This window comes from Micromonospora sp. WMMD558 (assembly GCF_049315255.1).
GTDB lineage: Bacteria > Actinomycetota > Actinomycetes > Mycobacteriales > Micromonosporaceae > Micromonospora.
This window is the reverse complement of record NZ_CP186061.1, coordinates 32471-51901: the sequence shown is the minus strand read 5'-3', so window position 1 is coordinate 51901 and position 19431 is coordinate 32471. Positions and strand designations below refer to the sequence as shown.

General features: G+C 71.4%; 13 protein-coding genes and 1 pseudogene. 12 read left to right on the top strand and 2 right to left on the bottom strand.

Annotated elements, in window-relative coordinates; genetic code table 11:
* The first annotated feature begins 140 nt into the window (after nt 1–140).
* From ACN26Y_RS00255 to ACN26Y_RS00240, 4 genes are all read left to right on the top strand, one after another.
* Entirely contained in the window at nt 141–5036 is a 4896-nt protein-coding gene (locus tag ACN26Y_RS00255; protein WP_422734048.1) for a phospholipase A2, read from the top strand.
* A 252-nt stretch (nt 5037–5288) separates the two neighbouring features.
* A complete protein-coding gene (locus ACN26Y_RS00250) occupies nt 5289–6647 on the top strand; it encodes a hemolysin family protein (protein WP_155333494.1) in 1359 nt (452 codons plus the stop codon).
* Entirely contained in the window at nt 6644–7708 is a 1065-nt protein-coding gene (locus ACN26Y_RS00245) for a hemolysin family protein (RefSeq protein WP_155333493.1), read from the top strand. Before ACN26Y_RS00250 ends, ACN26Y_RS00245 begins: the two co-directional genes overlap by 4 nt.
* A 171-nt stretch (nt 7709–7879) precedes the next feature.
* On the top strand, nt 7880–8803 hold the full coding sequence (locus tag ACN26Y_RS00240) for a sporulation protein (protein ID WP_155334365.1): 924 nt from the start codon (nt 7880–7882) through the stop codon (nt 8801–8803).
* A 13-nt stretch (nt 8804–8816) separates the two neighbouring features.
* Here ACN26Y_RS00240 and leuE read toward each other — a convergent pair whose 3' ends face one another.
* Nucleotides 8817–9485 carry a leucine efflux protein LeuE gene (gene leuE / locus ACN26Y_RS00235; protein ID WP_366597918.1) on the bottom strand — a complete coding sequence of 223 codons (669 nt, stop codon included), beginning with the start codon at nt 9483–9485 and terminating at the stop codon, nt 8817–8819.
* Nucleotides 9482–10726 carry a bifunctional pyridoxamine 5'-phosphate oxidase family protein/GNAT family N-acetyltransferase gene (locus tag ACN26Y_RS00230; RefSeq protein ID WP_422734047.1) on the bottom strand — a complete coding sequence of 415 codons (1245 nt, stop codon included), beginning with the start codon at nt 10724–10726 and terminating at the stop codon, nt 9482–9484. Before ACN26Y_RS00230 ends, leuE begins: the two co-directional genes overlap by 4 nt.
* A 38-nt stretch (nt 10727–10764) precedes the next feature.
* Here ACN26Y_RS00230 and ACN26Y_RS00225 point away from each other — a divergent pair, with 38 nt between their 5' ends.
* The 8 genes and pseudogenes from ACN26Y_RS00225 (at nt 10765) to ACN26Y_RS00190 (ending at nt 19071) form a co-directional block, all read left to right on the top strand.
* Entirely contained in the window at nt 10765–12105 is a 1341-nt protein-coding gene (locus ACN26Y_RS00225; RefSeq protein WP_155333491.1) for an aminotransferase class I/II-fold pyridoxal phosphate-dependent enzyme, read from the top strand.
* A gap of 123 nt (nt 12106–12228) precedes the next feature.
* Nucleotides 12229–12930, top strand: coding sequence for a UdgX family uracil-DNA binding protein (locus ACN26Y_RS00220; RefSeq protein ID WP_422734046.1), 702 nt, complete (start codon nt 12229–12231; stop codon nt 12928–12930).
* A 60-nt stretch (nt 12931–12990) separates the two neighbouring features.
* Entirely contained in the window at nt 12991–14130 is a 1140-nt protein-coding gene (locus ACN26Y_RS00215) for an acyl-CoA dehydrogenase family protein (RefSeq protein ID WP_155333489.1), read from the top strand.
* Between the two features lie 95 nt (nt 14131–14225).
* Entirely contained in the window at nt 14226–15647 is a 1422-nt protein-coding gene (locus ACN26Y_RS00210; RefSeq protein WP_155333488.1) for an MFS transporter, read from the top strand.
* 3 nt (nt 15648–15650) lie between these two features.
* Nucleotides 15651–15851: a DUF3046 domain-containing protein gene (locus tag ACN26Y_RS00205; protein ID WP_073832642.1), complete on the top strand. Its 201-nt coding sequence runs from the start codon at nt 15651–15653 to the stop codon at nt 15849–15851.
* 184 nt (nt 15852–16035) lie between these two features.
* Nucleotides 16036–16248 (top strand): annotated as a pseudogene (locus ACN26Y_RS00200) (DNA recombination/repair protein RecA); the annotation flags it as partial.
* Nucleotides 16228–18372 (top strand): recombinase RecA, encoded by a 2145-nt coding sequence (gene recA, locus ACN26Y_RS00195; protein WP_422734992.1) that lies wholly within the window; start codon nt 16228–16230, stop codon nt 18370–18372. The pseudogene ACN26Y_RS00200 and the gene recA, both read left to right, overlap by 21 nt.
* A 9-nt stretch (nt 18373–18381) precedes the next feature.
* On the top strand, nt 18382–19071 hold the full coding sequence (locus ACN26Y_RS00190) for a regulatory protein RecX (protein WP_155333486.1): 690 nt from the start codon (nt 18382–18384) through the stop codon (nt 19069–19071).
* Nucleotides 19072–19431 lie beyond the last annotated feature (360 nt).

Sequence of the window (19431 nt, the reverse complement as noted above, 5' to 3'; positions counted from 1 at the left end):
GCCAGCCGCCCGCTACCACGCCAATATCAACTTTGCCCGCTCAACTGAAGATCCGCGCGGATCGCTTCTACATCCGAACGTCCCTTGCCGACGATATCGACCGCTGTGACGATGTGCCCACCTGAACGGGGGAGGCACAAATGAAGAGACGTTGGTCGCTGCGGTCCCATCTGGCCGCCGCGCTGGTCGGTCTGGTGACGCTGAGCGGTCTGGTCGGCGTCCCACCGCGGCCCGCGCTGGCCGCCCTGCCGGCCGGCGGGATGACAGCCGAAGCTTTGAACGCCGAGTTCAACTCGTATGGCGATACCGGTGGCAAGTGGACGAGCGGTGACAGCACGGTCTCGATTCCGTTGCCCGACGGCCGCAACGCCTGGTTCTTCTCCGACACCCTCGTCGGCACCGTCAACGGCGACCACACGTTGCCGACGAACACGCCGATGGTGAACAACTCCGTGGTGCTGCAGGATGGCGCGGATCTCGTCCAGACCCTCCACGGGGGCACGAGCGCGGCGCCCACCTCGCTGGTCCGCCCGACCGACGGTAGTGCCGACAAGTACTGGGTCGGCGACGGGACCGTCGAGGGCGACGCGCTGCGGGTGGTGTACCAGCGGATGAAGAGCACGGGCACCGGCCCGCTCGACTTCGCCCTGCTCGACAGCGCCGTGGTCACATTCGATCTGCCGGCCCTGACCGTTCGCAGCATCGCCGACCGGGGCTACGGCAACCGGGTCGCCTGGGGCTCGGCGGTCCTGGAGGACGGCGCGTACACCTACATCTACGGCGCCGAGGACGTCGACCAGATGCGCTTCGCTCATCTCGCCCGGGTGCCGACCGGCGGGCTCTCCGGCACCTGGCAGTTCTGGACCGGCAGCGGCTGGTCCAATGCCGCGGGTGACTCCGCCCGGCTGCTGTCGGGGGTGGGCGCCGGATTCGCGGTGCAGAAGGTCGGCGGCAGCTACGTACTGGTGACCCAGGAGAGCAACGTCATCTTCTCCGCCGACTTCGTCGCGTACACCGCCAGCTCGCCGACGGGTCCGTTCACCGGTCCGCTTCCCCTGTTCACCGCGCCCGAGCCCGCCGACGTGGCGGGCAGCATCGTCTACGACTCCAAGCTGCACCCCGAGCTGGCCCGCTCCGGCAAGCTGCTGGTCTCATACAACGTCAACAGCCTGGTCCCCGACGCCGTGTACGCCGACGTGCGGAACTACCGGCCCCGCTTCGTCGAGGTGGACTGGCCCCGGCCGGTACCCGATCCCGACACGGTGCCCGCTGCGCCGACCGGGCTGGCGGTGCAGGCCGACAGCAGCGGCACGATCAGTCTGAGCTGGCAGGCTCCGGCCGGCACCGGCCTGACCTACGAGGTGCACCAGCGGGACGTGACGGCGGGGCAGACTCACTTCGTGCGGGTGTCCACGGGGATCACCCAGACGTCAACCGATCTCAACGTCTTCTACAAGACCGGCCACACCTACGAGTTCCGCGTCGGAGCGCGCAACGCCTCGGGCACCGGGCCGCTGTCCGCCGTCGCAACCACGACGGTCTCCATCGGGCCGCCCGCGACCCCGACCGGTCTCACCGCCACGGCCGACGATTCGGGCGCCATCACGCTGAACTGGAACGCCGTACCCCACGTGTGGCGGTACGAGGTGTACCGCCGGGACGTGACCACGGGGGAGACCGAGGCGACGCGGGACTACGACCACTCGCCCCAGGACACGACCTTCACCCTCAACGGGCTGGAGCACGACCACCAGTACGCATTCCAGGTCGTCGCCGTACACGGCGGGGGTGAGTCAGCTCGATCTTCCGAGGTCACCGCGACCGCCTTCTACCGCAAGCCCACGACGCCGACCAGTCTTACCGCCACCGCTCAGGGCAACGGGGACATCGAGCTGCGGTGGAACCACGTGAGCACGGTGGACTGGTTCTACGTCTACCAGCGTGACGTGACCGCCGGCGAGACCGAGTTCACCAAGCTGGAGTGGCCCGTCAACTCCTGCTGCACGATGACGGCTGGCGGCCTCGCCGACGGGCATACGTACGAGTACAAGGTGACGGCGATCGGCAAGGGCGGCGAATCCGATCCGTCGGTCGTGGCGTCGGCGACGGCGGAGCGCCCGCTGCCAGCGACCCCCACCGCCCTCACCGCCGCCGCGCAGGCGGATGGGAGCATCAAGCTGACGTGGCAGCAGTCCCAATCGGACGTCTGGTTCCTGGTGTACCAGCGGGACGTCACCGCCGGCGAGGCAGCTTTCACCAAGCTGGCATGGCCGGTAACCACGTGCTGCACCATGACCGCCGGCGACCTCGTCGACGGCCACACGTACGAGTACAAGGTCAGCGCCCTCAGCGACGCCGGAGAATCCCCGACATCCCCGGTGGCCAGCGCGACGGCAGACATCGCGCCTCCCGCGGCGCCGACCAACCTGGTGGCCACCGGCGGTAACGGCCAGGCGGTGCTGACCTGGGACGGCAGCGGCGACAACTGGCACCAGGTGTACATGCGGGACGTGACAGCCGGCGAGACCGTGTTCACGCCGCTGGCGCTGCCGGTCACCACGTGCTGCACGATGACGGCCGGGTACCTCGTCAACGGCCACCGATACGAGTTCAAGGTCACCGCCAGCGGCCCGGGCGGGGAGAGCGCGGCGAGCAACGTCGTCCAGGTCACCCCGACCGCGCCGCTGCCGCCGGCACCCACCGGGCTGACCGCGACCTCCCAGGTCGACGGAACCATCAAGTTGACGTGGACGGCTCCCGGGCCGGACCTGTGGTACCAGGTCTATCTCCGGGATGTCACCGCTGGCGAGAGCAACTTCACCAAGCTGCCCACCCCGGTCACCACCTGCTGCACGATGACGGCCGGCTACCTCAGCAACGGTCACTCGTACGAGTTCAAGGTCGCCGCGATCAGCTCCGGCGGCGAGGGCCCCACCAGCACCGTGGCCTCAGCGACAAGCAACCAGCCCCGTCCTAGCGCACCCACCAACCTGCGTGGCCAGCCGGCCGGCTCCGGCACCATCGAGTTGAACTGGGACGCCCCGGGGCCGGGTCTCATGTACTGGGTCTACCAGCGTGACGTCACCGCCGGGGAAACCGCCTTCACCAAGTCCACCTACCCCAATGACGGCACCACGGCGACCCGCGGCTTCCTCTCCGACGGGCACCTCTACGAGTTCAAGGTGACCGCGGAGAGCCAGGGCGGCGAAGGGCCGGCCTCCGCGACCATCCAGGTCAGCGCGGTCGGTGGGGTGCCGCAGGCACCGACCAACCTGAGTGCGGTCCCCGGCGACGGCAAGGTGACGCTGAACTGGACGGCCAGCCCGACCGCCGGCTCCTGGTACCAGGTCTACCTGCGCAATGCCAGCGCTGGCCAGTCCTGGCAGAAGGTGGCCGCTCCGGTCACCACCTGCTGCACGATGACCGCCGGCTACCTCGCCAACGGCGACACCTACCAATTCAAGATCACCGCGATCAACGGCGCTGGCGAGTCCACGGCCACGGCGGCGGTCAATGCGAAGCCCCTGCCGCCGGTCCCAGGCGCGCCGTCGGGCCTCACTGCCACCGCTGGCGACGGCAAGGTCGTACTGCGTTGGACGTCCAGTCCGACGTCCGGTGTCTTCTACGACGTCTACCTCCGAGACACCACGGCCGGGCAGCCCTGGCAGAAGGTGGCGTTGCCGGTGACCGAGTGCTGCACGATGACCGCCGGCTACCTCACCAACGGGCACCGCTACGAGTTCAAGGTGGCCGCCAGCAACATCGCCGGCCAGTCGCCGACGACCAACATCGCCGCGGCGACTCCACTACCGCCGTTCCCGCAAGCACCCTCCGGTTTGACCGCGAGCGCCGGCGACGGCAAGGTGACCTTGAACTGGACGGCGAGCCCGACCGCCAACGTCTACTACCTGGTCGAGTATCGGACCTACGGAGCCGCCAACTGGACGAGGGTCAAGTTGCCGGTCACCAACTGCTGTTCCTTCGTCGCTGGATACCTCGCCAACGGCACCACCTATGAGTTCCGCGTCCGCGCCACCAACCAGGCAGGCGACAGCTCGCCGAGCAACGTCGCCTCGGCCCGGCCGATGCCACCGTTTCCGCAGGCGCCTTCGGGACTCACGGCGACGGCCGGCGACGGCAAGGTCACGTTGAATTGGACGAAGAGTCCGACCGCGAACGTGTTCTACCTCGTGGAGTACAAGCCGAGCTCGTCAACCACATGGACGCGGGTGGATCTGCCTGTCACCTCGTGTTGCGCCTTCGTGGCTGGCTACCTCACGAACGGGATCACATACAACTTCCGGGTACGGGCGACGAACCTGTCGGGGGACAGCGCACCGAGTGGCACCGCGACCGCCAAGCCGATGCCCCCAATCCCCAACGCACCGCGGAACGTGACGGTGACTACCTGGCTGTCTTCAGACAAGATGGCCGGCTGGGCCGGCATCGACTGGGATGGCAGCACGAACACCAAGTCGGTTTTCTACCGAATCTGGTACCTCAACGAGAACCGAAATGGTGGCTGGTCGTCAGGCTATTGGGGTGGCGATACCTACAACAGTACGCCGTACTTCAATGGGGGCGAACGGTATGCGATCAAGGTCGAGGCGGTGAATGCCTCGGGCAGCACGATGAGTTCGACGGTCTCCTTCGTGGCCAAGCGATCGAAGCCCGCTTTGTACGATCACTTCACCGCCCCTACCAGCAGGAGCCAGGAGGAATGGTCCGCGGCCAAGAATAATCCCTCGGGTTACGGCGAGTACGACTTCATCTGGGAGGACAACGGCTGCAGCTTCGAGTACGACTTCATCATGGGGGACTACGACAACGCCTTCTTCCACCGGCCATGCCAGCGCCATGACTTCGGTTACCGCAATCATGGAAATTGGGGCAACAGAAACGTCATCGATCACACCATGTGGTATGACATGGCGAACCTTTGCTGGCCGCTATCCAGCAACGAGGAGGAGGACTGCCTGGAGAGTGCGCGCCTGTACTACTGGGGTGTCCAGGAGTTCGGTCAGTCACATTGGTAGCAATGCTCCACGAAACCCCCTAATCAGGGTCGTACCGGGACAGGGCGTTTCAGGTCATACGAGAGACGTCCTGTCCCGGGACCGGAGCAACTGGGGAGCGGGGTCGTACGGGCGTACCCACAGCGGACGTGCAGCCGATGCCGATAAAATGGATGGCATGATCGACTCTTCTGCCCAGGAGGGCAGCAGTAGCCAGCCGGGTCGCGCCCGGCATTCCCTGACCCCGACCCGTACGGGAGCCCTGAGCCACCCGTGCTGATCGTCGTCGGTCTTCTCCTCATCATCGTCCTCACCGCGGCCACGGGCTATTTCGTGGCGCAGGAGTTCGGTTACGTCGCCGTGGACCGCGGCAGGCTCAAGCAGCGTGCCGACAGCGGCGACAAGGCCGCCGCCCGGGCCCTCGAGGTGACCGGCCGGCTCTCCTTCATGCTCTCCGGCGCCCAGCTGGGCATCACCGTCACCGCGCTGCTGGTCGGTTACGTCGCCGAGCCGTACCTGGGCGCGGGCCTGGCCGACCTGCTCGGCGTGGCCGGGGTCTCGGAGGCGGTGAGCCTGCCGCTGTCCGTGGCGCTGGCCCTGCTCATCGCCACCGTCGTGCAGATGGTGCTCGGCGAGCTGGCCCCGAAGAACCTCGCCATCGCCCGTGCCGAGCCGCTCGCGCGGGCGCTCGCCGGCTCCACCCTCATGTACATGAAGATCGCCGGGCCGTTGATCAAGCTCTTCGACCGCTCCGCCGTGCGGCTGCTCCGCCGGGTCGGCATCGAGCCCATCGAGGAGCTGCCCAGCGGCGCAACCCCGGAGGACCTGGAACAGATCATCGCCGAGTCCCGCGAGGAGGGGCGCCTGACCGCCGAGATGTCCACCCTGCTCGACCGCGGGCTGGACTTCCGGCAGCTCACCGCGGGTGAGGCCATGGTGCCCCGGGTCGACGTGCACACCGTCCGCGCCCACGAGCCGGTCAGCCGGGTCGTGGAGCTGCTGGACACCGGCCGCTCCCGGTTCCCCGTCCGGGGCGCCGAGGGCGTCGACGACGTGGTCGGCGTCATCGGCATCGCCGACGTGCTCGGCGTACCGCTGGAGCGCCGCGCCACCACCCCGGTGAGCGCGGTGGCCGTACCCCCGCTGCTGGTGCCGGAGACCCTGCCGCTGCCGACGGTGCTGGACCGGCTCCGGTCCGGGCACCGGCAGCTCGCCTGCGTGGTCGACGAGTACGGCGGCTTCGCCGGCGTGATCACGCTGGAGGACATCGCCGAGGAACTGGTCGGCCCGATCCGCGACGAGGACGACCCGCCGGAGCGGACGCCGACCCGGCAGGACGACGGCTCGTGGGTGGTCCCCGCCCGCTGGCGCATCGACGAGGTCGCCGACAGCACCGGCATCTCGCTGCCCGAGGCCCCCGAGTACGACACCCTCTCCGGCCTGGTCATGCGCGAGTTGGGCCGGGTGCCCGAGGTCGGCGACCGGCTGGAGGTCACCCTGCCCATGGACGGCGACGAGACCGCCGTCGGCACGCGGGCCCTGGTCGAGGTGCTCGCCGTCGACCGGCACGTCGCCGACTCGGTCCGGCTCCGCCTGCTGGAGCCGGGCGGCCGCCAGGAGGTGACCGCGTGAGCCCCGGCGTCGCCCTCTTCACCTCGGTGGTCCTGCTCGCGCTGAACGGGTTCTTCGTGGCCGCCGAGTTCGCCCTGGTGGCGAGCAAGCGGTACCGCCTGGAGCAGGCCGCCGTCGGCGGCAGCCGCGCCGCGAGGGCCGCCCTCGACGGTGTACGGGAGCTGTCGCTCATGCTCGCCGGCGCGCAGCTGGGCATCACCCTGTGCACCCTGGGCCTCGGTGCGCTCGCCGAACCGGCGATCGAACACCTGCTCAGCCCGCTGCTGCACGCCGTGGGCCTGCCCGACGCGGCCAGCCACGCCATCGCGTTGATCTTCGCGCTCAGCCTGGTGACGTTCCTGCACCTGGTGGTCGGCGAGATGGCGCCGAAGTCATGGGCCATCACCGACGCCGAGCGGTCGGCGACGCTCCTGGCGCTGCCGTTCCGGGCCTTCGCCTGGGTCGCCCGGCCGGTGCTGTCGGCCCTGAACGCCGTGGCCAACGGCATCCTTCGGCTGGTCAAGGTCAACCCGCAGGATCAGCTCGCCCAGGTGCACGGCCCGGACGAGCTGCGCATCCTGCTCGAGCAGTCCCGTGAGCACGGCCTCCTCGGCGCCGAGCAGCACGAGCTGCTGACCAGCATGCTGGAGCTGCAGGGCACCACGGTGGCCCAGATCATGGAGCCGTTCGACCGGATGGTCACCGTCCGCCGCGGCGACGACGCCAACCGGATCGAGCAGGTCAGCCGGGACAGCGGCCGCTCGCGCCTGGCCGTGCTGGACGAGGCCGGGGACGTCTGCGGCCTGGTGCACGTCCGCGAGGCGGTACGCGCCACGGCGGCCCGCCCGGAGGCCACCGCCGGTGAGTTGATGACCGCCGCCTTCACCCTGCCCGCGTCCGCTTCGGTGACCGAGGCGGTGGCGGCGATGCGGGCACGGCAGTCGCAGCTGGCGCTCGTCCGCAACGGCGGCGGGCCGGCCCGCCCGATCGGCTTCGTCGCGCTGGAGGACCTGCTCGAGGAGGTCATCGGCGAGTTCGACGACGAGACCGACCCGGTGCCGCGCGGACGACGGTTGCGGTGAGACCCGGGGCCGGTTCCGCAGGTGCTGCTGGCCGACACTTGTGAAACCGGCCCGGAGGGGTAAGCGGGGTCGGCCGGCGTCCGCGCCGCCGGCCCCGCGGCCGCTTCCGGACCCGGCCGCGGGTGCCGGGTGTCCGCCCGGCACGTCGACGCCGGGATCGGGGGAGTGGCGTTGCGGCTGACGGGGGTGTCGCCGGAGTCGGGCTGGACGGGGCTGACCGTCCGGACCGCGCTGGCCAACCCGAGCACCCGACCCGGGCTGCCACTGCCGGGGCGGGTGCTCGTCAGCGCCGGCTCCACCGACGTGCCGGTGCTGCACGTCCGGCTCGGCCTGGTCGCCACCGCCGAGCCGGAGGACCCGGAGGGCCCCCGCCGCCTCGTGCAGTTCCACCAGGCGCAGGTGGCCGACGCCTTCGCGCTGCGCGCCGGGCGGGCCCGGAGCATCCCCTTCGCGTTCCCGATGCCGTGGGAGACCCCGGTGACGATCTTCGGCGGGGTGCCGATCCTCAGCATGCGGATGGGTCTGCGGACCGAGGTGGCGATCGAGCCGCAACTCGACCAGGGCGCGATGGTGCCGGTCTTCGTGCACCCGCTGCCCGCGCAGGCGCACATCCTGGGTGCCCTGGACACGCTCGGGTTCCGGATGCGCCAGGCCGGGCTGGTCGACAGCCGGCTCCCCGGCGTCGAGCAGGCCCTCCCGCTGCACCAGCGGCTGGGCTACTGGGTCGCACCGCTGTACGCCGGACCGATCACCGAACTGGAGGTGATCTTCGTGACGAACTCGGCCGGCCTGGAGGTGCTGCTCTGGTGCGACCGGAGGCTGGCCCTGGCCGGGATCACCCACCAGAGCATCAGCCGCTTCCGGATCTGGCACGCCGGCGCCGACCAGCGCGACTGGGTGTCGACCGTCGACGGGTGGCTGCGCCTGGCGATCAACCGGCATGCCGCCGCGGCGGCGCACGCCGACTGGTCCGCGAACATCACCGAATCCGCCCACGTCAGCCGCCCGCCCGACGAGCCCGTCCATCCCGGTTTCGGTCTTGGCGGCACGGCCGGCGGCGGCGGCATCGGCGGCGGGGGCGGCGACGGCACGTGACCGCCCGGGTGGGTCAGCCGCTGGCGGTGGCGAGCTTGACGCTGAAGCCCAGGAAGAGGGCGCCGACGCCGGTGGTCGCACCCGCGGCGAGGCGGCGCCGGCGACGGAACTGGACGGCCAGGAACGTGCCCGCGAAGATCAGCGCGGTGAGGTAGAGCGCGCTGGTGACCTGCGCGATCAACCCGAGCAGCAGGAACGACAACGCCGGCCACGCGTACGCCGGGTCGACGAACTGGATGAAGAACGAAACGAAGAACAGGATCGCCTTCGGGTTGAGCAGGCTGATCACGAGAGCCTTGCGGAACGGGCTGCGCATCGCCGCCGGGTCGGCCGCGTCGATGAGCCGTGGGGCGTGCGGGTCGTTGCGCGTACGCCAGCGCCGCCAGGCCCCGCGCAGCATCGTCAACCCCACGTAGCCCAGGTAGGCCGCGCCCGCGTACTTGATCACCAGGAAGAGCGGCGGGTACGCCTTCAGCAGCGACGCCACGCCGGCGGCGGAGAGGAACATCAGCACCCCGTCACCCACGAAGACACCGGTCGCCGCCCGGTAACCCGCCCCCACGCCCCGCCGCGCCGCGGTGGAGAGCACGAAGAGCGAGTTGGGGCCGGGCAGCAGAACGATCGCCACGGTGCCCAGCACGTACGTCCAGATGTCGGTGATCCCCAGCACGCCGGACATCATGACGCCGCGGGCACCGCCGGGCGAAGCCTTTCCCGCAGCCTGACCTGTGCGGTTGGCCACTGATCGACGGTCATCGCGTACTGCACCGTGTCCCGCCAGGAGCCGTCGGCACGCTGCTTGTGCATCCGCAGCACGGCCTCCCGCGTCGCGCCGAGACGCTCGATGGCCCGCTGCGAACGCTCGTTGCGGATGTCGGTGTGCCACACCACCCGGACGGCGCCCAGTCCCTCGAAGGCGCGGGTCAGCAGCAGCAGCTTCGCCTCGGTGTTGACGCCGGTGCGCCACCACGGTCGGCCGAGCCAGGTGTACCCGATGGCGACCGATCGCCGCTCCGGGTCGACCTCGTAGTAGGACGTGGTGCCGATCACCGCACCCGTGGCCGCGCAGCGCTGCACCCACGGCACCCGCTCGCCGTGCTGCCGTGCGGCGAGGTACGCCCGGACGACGGCCGCCATCTCACCGGCGTCGGCCGGTTGGTACCCGCCGAGATGCCGCCAGACCTCCGGGTCGGCGGTCGCGGCGAACAACTCCCCGGCGTGGATGAGGTCGAGGGGCTCCAGCACCACGTGCTGCCCCCGCATCGACACCGGCTCGTGCCAGGGCGAGCGGGCCGCCCGCAGGTACGCCGGCACGGGCGCGGTCACCCCGGCGTCCGGCTCGGGAACCCCGGCGGTCAGCCGCAGCGGCACCACCCCGGCCCAGTGCGGCAGGTCGAGGTCGGCCGGCTCGTCACGGACCCCGCCGGTGCGGGACCGGACCGACACCTCCCGCAGCGGCAGCGCCAGGACGGCGGTCTCGGCAAGCTCGCGCCGGTTCGGTGGACGGCTCTCGGTGCTGCGGCCCCGCCCCACCTTCTCGACCAGCGCGGTCAGCACGCGGGCCTTCTCGTCGGCGTCGGTGACCAGGTGGGCGGTGCCGTGCGCGACCACCGACCGGTAGTTGGCGCTGTGGTGGAACTGGGAGCGGCCGTAGACCAGCCCGTCGAGCAGCGTCACCGCCACACACACCGGGAGGCCCTCGCCCCGCGCCGCGAGCAGCGGCCGGCTGCCGGTCGAACCGTGCAGGTAGAGCGTGTCTCCGACGCGGACGTGGAGAGTCGGCAGCACCCGCGGCTCCCCGTCGACGGTGAACGCGAGCGCGCAGTCGTACGCCTCGTCGAGCACGGCGTGGGCGGCCTCCGGGTCGTAGCTCATCAGGTCCCGGGAGCGGGTCGCGGTGGTGCGGGGGGTGGCAGCGTACATGTGACATCCAGCCTTCGTGCTAGTACAATTCCTGGACTGTGTCAGCACGTTACCAGATCGCCGGGAAGACGTCGGCCGCGATTTCGGCCAGCGTCGAATCCGGCATCCGTTCCGGAGTCCTCGCCGCCGGGGCCGCCCTGCCCGCCGTCCGGGCGCTCGCCGCCGAGCTGGCGGTCAGCCCGGCCACCGTCGCGCGGGCCTACCAGGAGCTCCGCCAGCGGGGCCTGATCGTCACCGCCGGCCGGCACGGCACGCGCGTCCGGCCCCGCCCGCCGGTGGCCGGTGGCCGCTCGACCCTGCTGCCGCCGCCCGCGCCCGGGGTCCGCGACCTCGCGCTCGGCCAGCCCGACCCCCGAATGCTGCCGCCGCTCGGCCCGCACCTGGCCGCGCTCGCCACGCACCTGGGCCCACCCTCCGGGTACGCGAGCAGCGCGGTGCTGCCCGCGCTCGCCGACGCGGCCCGGGAGCGGCTCGCCGCGGACGGGGTGCCGGTCACCGAGATCACCGTCACCGGCGGTGCGCTGGACGGGATCGAGCGCCTGCTCGGTGCCCACCTGCGCCCCGGCGACGCGGTCGCGGTGGAGGACCCTGGCTGGGCCAACCTGCTCGACCTGGTCGCCGCGCTGGGGCTGCGGCCGATCGGCGTGCCGGTCGACGACGACGGGCCCACCGAGGCGGGCGTCGCCGCCGCACTGGCCCTCGGCGCCCGGGCGCTGGTCGTCACGAGCCGCGCGCAGAACCCGACCGGCGCCGCGCTCTCCGCCGAGCGGGCCGGGCGGCTGCGGGCGCTGCTCGCCGGCCGGTCCGACCTGTTGCTGATCGAGGACGACCACGCCGCCGAGCTGGCCCCCGTCCCGCTGCACCCGCTCGCCGGCGCGACCCCGAGCTGGGCGTTCGTCCGTTCGGTCAGCAAGCCGTACGGGCCGGACCTGCGGCTCGCGGTGCTGGCCGGCGACGAGGCGACGGTGGCCCGGGTCGCCGGGCGGATGCGCGCCGGCGCCGGCTGGGTGTCCACCATCCTGCAACGGCTGGTCCTCGACCTGTGGTCCGACGCGTCGGTGGCCGCGCTGGTGGCCCGCGCCGGCGACAGCTACGAGCGGCGCCGCGCCGGCCTGATCGCCGAGCTGGCGGCGCGCGGGGTGGCGGCCCGGGGGCGCACCGGGATCAACGTGTGGCTGCCGGTGGCCGACGAGACGAGCACCGTGACCGCCCTGCGGGACGCGGGCTGGGCGGTGGCCCCCGGTGCGCTCTACCGGATCGGTGCCGACCCCGCCGTCCGGCTGACCGTCAGCACGCTCGACGAGGCGGACCTCGCGCCGCTCGCCGACGCGGTCGCCCGCGCCCTGCGCCCCGGCGCCCCGAGCGTCTACACCGCGTGATCGACCCGATGCCGCCGGCATGGAGTCGGAAGACCCCGCCCGACGCGCCTGGCGGGCACCCCGGCCGACGCGCCGGGCCGACGGGGCCGCGTGAGTGGGGCCACACGGGGTAGAACGGTCGTCATGGCCGAGACCGAGACCGCGCCCGGCGCCCAGCTGTTCATCCCGCCGAAGGCCGACACGCTCGACGCCCTGCGGGTCGCCGCCGCCGGCTGCCGGGGCTGCGAGCTCCACCAGGACGCCTCGCAGACCGTCTTCGGTCGCGGCGACGAGAGTGCCCGGGTCGTCCTCGTCGGCGAGCAGCCCGGTGACATGGAGGACCAGAAGGGGCTGCCGTTCGTCGGCCCGGCCGGGCGGCTGCTCCGACAGGCGGTCGACGACGCCGGGCTCGACCCGGGGCACATCTACCTGACGAACGCCGTCAAGCACTTCCGGTTCGAGCTACGGGGCAAGCGGCGCATCCACCAGACCCCGGACCGCGTGCACATCGTCGCCTGCCGCCCCTGGCTGGTCGCCGAGTTCGCCAAGCTGAGCCCGGACGTCGTGGTGGTCCTCGGGGCGACCGCCGCCAAGGCGCTGCTCGGTCCGGCGTTCCGGGTCACGAAGCAGCGCGGGGAGCTGCTGCCCTGGCCGGACGCCGCGCAGTACCCGGAGCACTTCAAACGGGTGCCGGTGGACAGCGCCGGCAGGGTGGCGGACGCCCCGCGGGCCAGCCTCCTGGCCACCATCCACCCGTCCGCGGTGCTTCGCGCGGACAACCGGGACGTCGCCTACGAGGGCCTGGTCGCCGACCTGACCGTCGCCGCCCGCGCCCTCGCCGCCTGATCCCCGGGCGGTGCCGGGGCCCGCTGGGCAGGACGGGTGAGCGGTGCCACACTTGCCGCCATGGAGCAGCATCTGTACGAGCGGGACCACGACGAGTTCCGCGACCTGTGCCGGGAGTTCCTGACCCGCGAGGCCGTGCCGCACCACGAGCGCTGGGAGGCGGCGGGGATCGTCGACCGGGAGGTGTGGCGCAAGGCCGGGTCGGCCGGGCTGCTCGGCATGGACGTCGACCCGGAGTACGGCGGTGGCGGTCAGCAGGACTTCCGGTTCAACGCGGTGCTGGTCGAGGAGATCGTCGCCGCGGGCTGTTCCGGGCTCGGGTTCGGCCTGCACAACGACGTCGTGGCGCCGTACCTCACCGAGCTGACCACCGACGACCAGCGCAAGCGGTGGCTGCCCGGCTTCTGCTCCGGCGACCTCGTCACCGCGATCGCGATGAGCGAGCCCGGCGCCGGTTCCGACCTGGCCGGCGTCCGTACCAGCGCGGTCCGCGACGGCGACAGCTGGGTCCTCAACGGACAGAAGACGTTCATCACGAACGGTGAGATGGCCGACCTGGTGCTGGTCGTCGCCCGGACCGCCGACCAGGGCGCGCACGGGGTGAGCCTGATCGCCGTGGAGACCGGCACGCCCGGCTTCAGCCGGGGGCGGCGGCTGGCCAAGGTCGGCCTCAAGGCCAACGACACGGCGGAGCTGTTCTTCGACGACTGCCGGGTGCCGGCGGAGAACCTGATCGGCACCGAGAACCACGGCTTCTACCACCTGATGGCGAACCTGCCCCGGGAGCGCCTCAGCATCGCGGTCGCCGCCGTGGCCGCCGCGGAGAAGCTGCTCGCCGTCACCCTGGACTACGCCCGCAGCCGGGAGGCGTTCGGCCGGCCGATCGGGAAGTTCCAGCACAACCGCTTCCTGCTGGCCGAGCTCGACACCGAGGTGACGATCGCGCGGACGTTCGTCAACCACTGCGTCACCGAGTTCAACGCCGGGCGCCTCTCGGTGACCGACGCGGCCAAGGCCAAGTGGTGGACCACCGAGCTGCAGAACAAGGTCGCCGACCGTTGCGTCCAGTTGCACGGCGGGTACGGCTTCATGCTGGAGTACCCGGTGGCGAAGGCCTGGCTGGACGGCCGGGTGCAGACCATCTACGGCGGCACCACCGAGATCATGAAGGAGATCATCGGTCGTGGCCTCGGCCTTTAGGGCGGGTGTCGAAGTCGCGGACCTGATGCCGTCGGCCGGGGCGGATGCGCAAGGATAGGCACGCCGTCTACCCCTTACGTCTCCGGGAGTCGCCGATGGCCACCGACCTGACCGCGCCGGCGCCGGTCCGGCCCGACGTCGCGCCGATCCAGCGGCGGACCCTGCGCCTGCTCTTCGGCACCCAGGTCATCGGCGGCATCGGCGTGACCATCGGCGTCGCGGTCGGGGCGCTGCTCGCCGCCCGGGTCGCCGGCACCGCGGTCGCCGGCCTGGCACAGAGCGCCGCCGTGGTGGGCGGTGCGCTGCTGGCCGTCCCGGTCACGCGGATCATGAACGGGCACGGCCGCCGGCCGGGGCTGGTCGTCGCCTACCTGGTCGGCGCGGTCGGCGCGGTGCTCGTCGTGGCCGCCACGGTCACCCGCTCCGTGCCGCTGCTCTTCCTCGGCATGCTGTTCTTCGGCGGGGGCACCGCCGCGAACCTCCAGGCCCGGTACACCGCCGTGGATCTGGCCGACCCGGCCCGCCGGGGTCGCCAGCTCTCGATCGTCGTCTGGGCCACCACGATCGGCGCCGTGGCCGCACCGAACTTCGCCGCGCTCGCCGACGAGGTCACCAGCGGGTGGGGGCTGCCGCCGCTGGCCGGTCCGTTCGCCTTCAGCGCCGCCGCGTTCGTGCTCGCCGCCGGCGTACTCCTCGCACTGCTGCGGCCCGACCCGCTGCTCACCGCGCGCCGGCTGGCGGCGGCCGACGCGCCGGTCGCTCCGCCGCCCGGCGCCGTCGAGGCCCCCGCCGCCTCGCCGCCCGCGGCCACGCTCGGGGCCCCCGCCGCCCTGCCGCCCGCGGCCACCGACGCGCCGGTCGCTCCGCCGGCCACGGCCACCGTCGGGGCCCCGGCCGCCCGGCGCGGCGCCGGGATGCGGGCGGCCTGGCAGGTGGTACGCGGGCTCCCGGCGGCCCGGCTCGGCATCGCCGCGGTGGCGGTCGGTCACGTGGTGATGGTGGCGGTGATGTCGATGACCCCGGTACGGCTCGACCAGTCGCACGGCGACGCCGACGTCCTCCGGGTGGTCGGCATCGTGCTGAGCCTGCACATCGCCGGCATGTACGCCCTGTCCCCGCTGGTGGGCTGGCTCACCGACCGGCTCGGGCGGCGGGCGGTCATCCTCGGCGGAGCGGCGGTGCTGCTCGCCGCGTGCGCGGTCGCCGGCGCCGCCGGTCACCACACGCCCCGGCTCTCGATCGGTCTCGTCCTGCTGGGGCTGGGCTGGTCCGGCACCATGGTGGCCGGCTCCACGCTGCTGTCGGAGTCGGTGCCGTTGGCCGTGCGCCCGAGCGTGCAGGGGTTCTCCGACCTGGTCATGGGGCTGTCCGGCGCCGGCGCCGCCGCGGTCAGCGGGTTTGTCATGCAGGCTGCCGGCTATCCGGTGCTCACCCTGCTGGCGGCGATCGCGGTGGTGCCCCTGGTGGCGCTAGCGTTGCGTCCGGTGTCCGCGGGGACACCCGACAAGGAGGACTGACACGTGCGGCTGACCGACTTCTGGGCGCGACTGGAGGAGGCGTTCGGCCCGGGGTACGCGGCCAGCATCGCCAGCGACCAGGTGCTGTCCCAACTCGGTGGGCGGACGATCGAGCAGGCCCTCGCCGCGGGTGAGGAGACGCACGTCGTGTGGCGGGCCGTCGTCGCCGCGTACCCCGACCGGGTGCCGGCCCGGCTACGCTGAGCAGCCTTTTCTCCGCGTCCGCGTGTCGCTTGCCCGGTCGTACACCTGTTCGGCTATTGTCCACAGCGGGGTGCTCGTCCACAGCTCGCGGCCTCGTCGCTGGTTTTCTGTCGGACCCAGCGCCTAGCGTGTCCGCGTGACGCGAAGCTCAGCAAAGACGCCGGCGAAGGCAGGGGTGGCAACGATGGCGGCAGCGCCAGACCGGGAGAAGGCACTCGACCTTGCTCTCGCTCAGATCGACAAGCAGTTCGGCAAGGGCTCGGTGATGCGGCTGGGCGAGCGCCCGGTCATCCAGACCGCGGTGGTCCCGACCGGCTCCATCGCGCTCGACGTGGCGCTCGGCGTGGGCGGCCTGCCCCGCGGCCGGGTCGTCGAGATCTACGGCCCGGAGTCCAGCGGTAAGTGCCTCACCGCTGATACGCACCTCTGGACGGACCGCGGACTCGAGACCGTCGAGGAACTCTTCGCGCGCTGTGGCCAGCCGGTGAGTTGCACGAGTCGGGTCACCGACATCCGCGACCTCGGTGTGCGGATGGTCAACGAGCGGGGTGAGCTCGAACCGGTAGCGGCACTGACCCACAACAACCGCAAGCGGGTGATCAAGCTCGGGCTGCGTTCCGGGCGCACCCTGACCGCGACAAAGAACCACCCGCTGCGGGTGATCACCGAGCGGGGATTCATCGCCTGGCGCACCGTCGGCAGCATCCGTCCTGGCGACTTCCTGGTGTCGGCCACCTTCGGTGCCTCGGAGGCGGCCCTCGGCGATGGCCTCTCCGAGGACGAGGCCGTGATCCTGGGCTATCTCGTCGCCGAGGGCTCACTCGGCTACGAGCACAGCGTCCGGTTCACCAATTGGGATCCCGAGGTGAGCGGTGAGTACTGCCGCCTCATGGAGCAGACGTTCGGTGTCGAGGTCCGCAACTACGACAACAAGGAGTTCGTCGTCTCGGGCGGGGAGTTCCGCAAGCGCCTTGCGGAGGAGTACGGCCTCGACTACGTGACGGCACACGGCAAGAGCGTCCCTTACCGGGTGCGCACCGCTGGCCACAAGATGCAGCGCGCGTTCTTGTCGGCGCTGTTCGAGGGCGACGGGTGGATCGACGAGAGTTCCACGATCGGGCTCGGCACCGCTTCCGAGCAACTGGCCCGCGAGGTTCAGTTGCTGCTCTACGGGCTCAACATCCCGAACACCGTCTCCGCCAAGTGGAACGAGAAGTACCAGCGCGACTACTGGACCGTCACGGTCAACCCGTCCGTTGCGCACCGGTTCCTCGCGGAGGTCGGGTTCCGCTCCGCGCGGCGCCGCGCGCAGGTTGAGCGCTGCTTCCAAGTCAGTAAGCGCGATGCCCAGTTCGAGAACGCCCCGCATCTCAAGGGACTCATCCAGGATCTTCGTGACGACTGTGGGGGTGATCGGGAGTTCGACCGAATCGCAGGCGACCTCTTCCGTACGGACTTCGGTCTGGCCTGCTCCCGCACCCGGCTGATGAAAATCGTCGAGTGGGGGGAACGGCGGCAGGCGCGCCTGTCGGCGTCAGGGAGAGCCATCGTGGCGCACCTTCGGCATCTCGCGACCTCCAGGTACACCTACGAGGAGGTGGTCGAGGTCGTCGACGCTGGCGCTCAGCCGACCTTCGACGTCATGTTGCCGGGAACCCACAGCTTCCTCGCCAATGGGGTGCTCTCACACAACACCACCGTCGCCCTCCACGCGGTGGCGAACGCCCAGCGGGCCGGCGGCATCGCGGCCTTCGTCGACGCCGAGCACGCGCTCGACCCGGAGTACGCGAAGGCCCTCGGCGTCGACACCGACGCCCTGCTGGTCTCCCAGCCGGACACCGGCGAGCAGGCGTTGGAGATCGCGGACATGCTGGTCCGCTCCGGCGCGCTCGACATCATCGTCATCGACTCGGTCGCCGCGCTGGTGCCGCGCGCCGAGATCGAGGGCGAGATGGGCGACAGCCACGTGGGTCTCCAGGCCCGGCTGATGAGCCAGGCGCTGCGCAAGATGACCGGTGTGCTCAACAACACCGGCACGACGGCGATCTTCATCAACCAGCTCCGCGAGAAGATCGGCGTCATGTTTGGAAGTCCCGAGACCACCACCGGTGGTCGGGCGCTCAAGTTCTACGCCTCGGTCCGGCTCGACGTGCGTCGCATCGAGAGCCTCAAGGACGGCACCGACGTGGTCGGCAACCGCACCCGGGTCAAGGTCGTGAAGAACAAGGTCGCCGCGCCGTTCAAGCAGGCCGAGTTCGACATCATGTACGGCAAGGGCATCTCCCGCGAGGGCTCGCTGATCGACGTCGGCGTCGAGCAGGCGATCATCCGCAAGTCCGGCGCGTGGTACACGTACGACGGGGACCAGCTCGGCCAGGGCAAGGAGAAGGCCCGCGAGTTCCTCCGGGAGAACCCGGACGTGGCCGCCGAGATCGAGAAGAAGATCCTGGAGAAGCTCGGCGTCGGGATCGGTGCGGGCGACGCCGCCGGTGGCCCGGAGCTGCCGCCGGTCGACTTCTGATCCTGACCCGTGGCATCACGACGCGCCCGTACGGGGCGAGGCTGGGACGCCGGCCCGCCCCGCACGGGGGACGCCACGACCCCCGCACCGCGCCGGGGTCGCCGTGGCCGGGCCACCGAGACCAATGCCGAGGTCACTCCGCCCCGTGACGAGGCCGAGGTGGCCCGGGAGATCTGCCTGCGTCAGCTCGCCGTACGCCCGCGCACCCGTGCCGAGCTCGCCGGCGCGCTGGCGAAGCGGGGCATCTCCGAGGAGGTCGCCTCGGCGGTCCTCGACCGGTACGACGAGGTCGGCATCATCGACGACGCCGCCTTCGCCCGTGCCTGGGTCTCCAGCCGCCACGCCGGCCGGGGTCTCGCCCGCCGGGCGCTCGCCACCGAGCTGCGCCAGCGTGGCGTCGACGGGGACGCCGCCAAGGCGGCGCTCGGCGAGTTGGACGACGAGACCGAGGCCGAGACCGCCCGCGCCCTGGCGGAGCGGAAGCTTCGCACCGCACGGGGTGAGCCGGACGCGGTGTTCCGCCGGTTGGTCGGCATGCTGGCCCGCAAGGGCTACTCGCCGGGGGTGGCGATCCGCGCGGTGAAGGACGCCCTCGCGGCGCAGAGCGCCGAGGCGGCCGAGTTCGCCGACCATATCGACGAGGACGCCCTCGCCGACGCCGAGGGTGATCTTGACCGGGAGAGCCGCACACTCGACTGACCGGCGTACGCCAGCGGCCCCGCCCGCAACCGACGGCTGGCGGCGCCGGCTGTCACCAACCCGCCTCGACCGGCCGGAACGGCCCGGCGGCGTGTCCGCGTTTGTCCGCCGCTGTCCTGCCTCTGATCAGCGGAGAGTCGCCTCGCAGATTCTCTCCGTTCGGGGGGTTTGATCATGAGTTCTTGACCAGACCGCCCCCGGAGACCTAGCCTCGCCATACAGGCTCACATTGCCCGACCAGCGCAGGCTAAGCGCACAACATAGATCGCGTAACAGAACAGCATCACTTTGGCCGACCCAGTCGGTCCTGCTGTCAGCTCCGGACGGGCCGGTCCGGAGCCGACGTGACAACTGCACGTG

What these genes read in the sequence shown, in the direction of transcription:
- ACN26Y_RS00220 (WP_422734046.1), top strand. Translation starts at nt 12,229, where the DNA reads ATGGCCGAGACCGAGACCGCGCCCGGCGCCCAGCTGTTCATCCCGCCG.
- ACN26Y_RS00210 (WP_155333488.1), top strand. Translation starts at nt 14,226, where the DNA reads ATGGCCACCGACCTGACCGCGCCGGCGCCGGTCCGGCCCGACGTCGCG.
- ACN26Y_RS00215 (WP_155333489.1), top strand. Translation starts at nt 12,991, where the DNA reads ATGGAGCAGCATCTGTACGAGCGGGACCACGACGAGTTCCGCGACCTG.
- leuE (WP_366597918.1), bottom strand. Translation starts at nt 9,485, where the DNA reads ATGATGTCCGGCGTGCTGGGGATCACCGACATCTGGACGTACGTGCTG.
- ACN26Y_RS00255 (WP_422734048.1), top strand. Translation starts at nt 141, where the DNA reads ATGAAGAGACGTTGGTCGCTGCGGTCCCATCTGGCCGCCGCGCTGGTC.
- ACN26Y_RS00230 (WP_422734047.1), bottom strand. Translation starts at nt 10,726, where the DNA reads ATGTACGCTGCCACCCCCCGCACCACCGCGACCCGCTCCCGGGACCTG.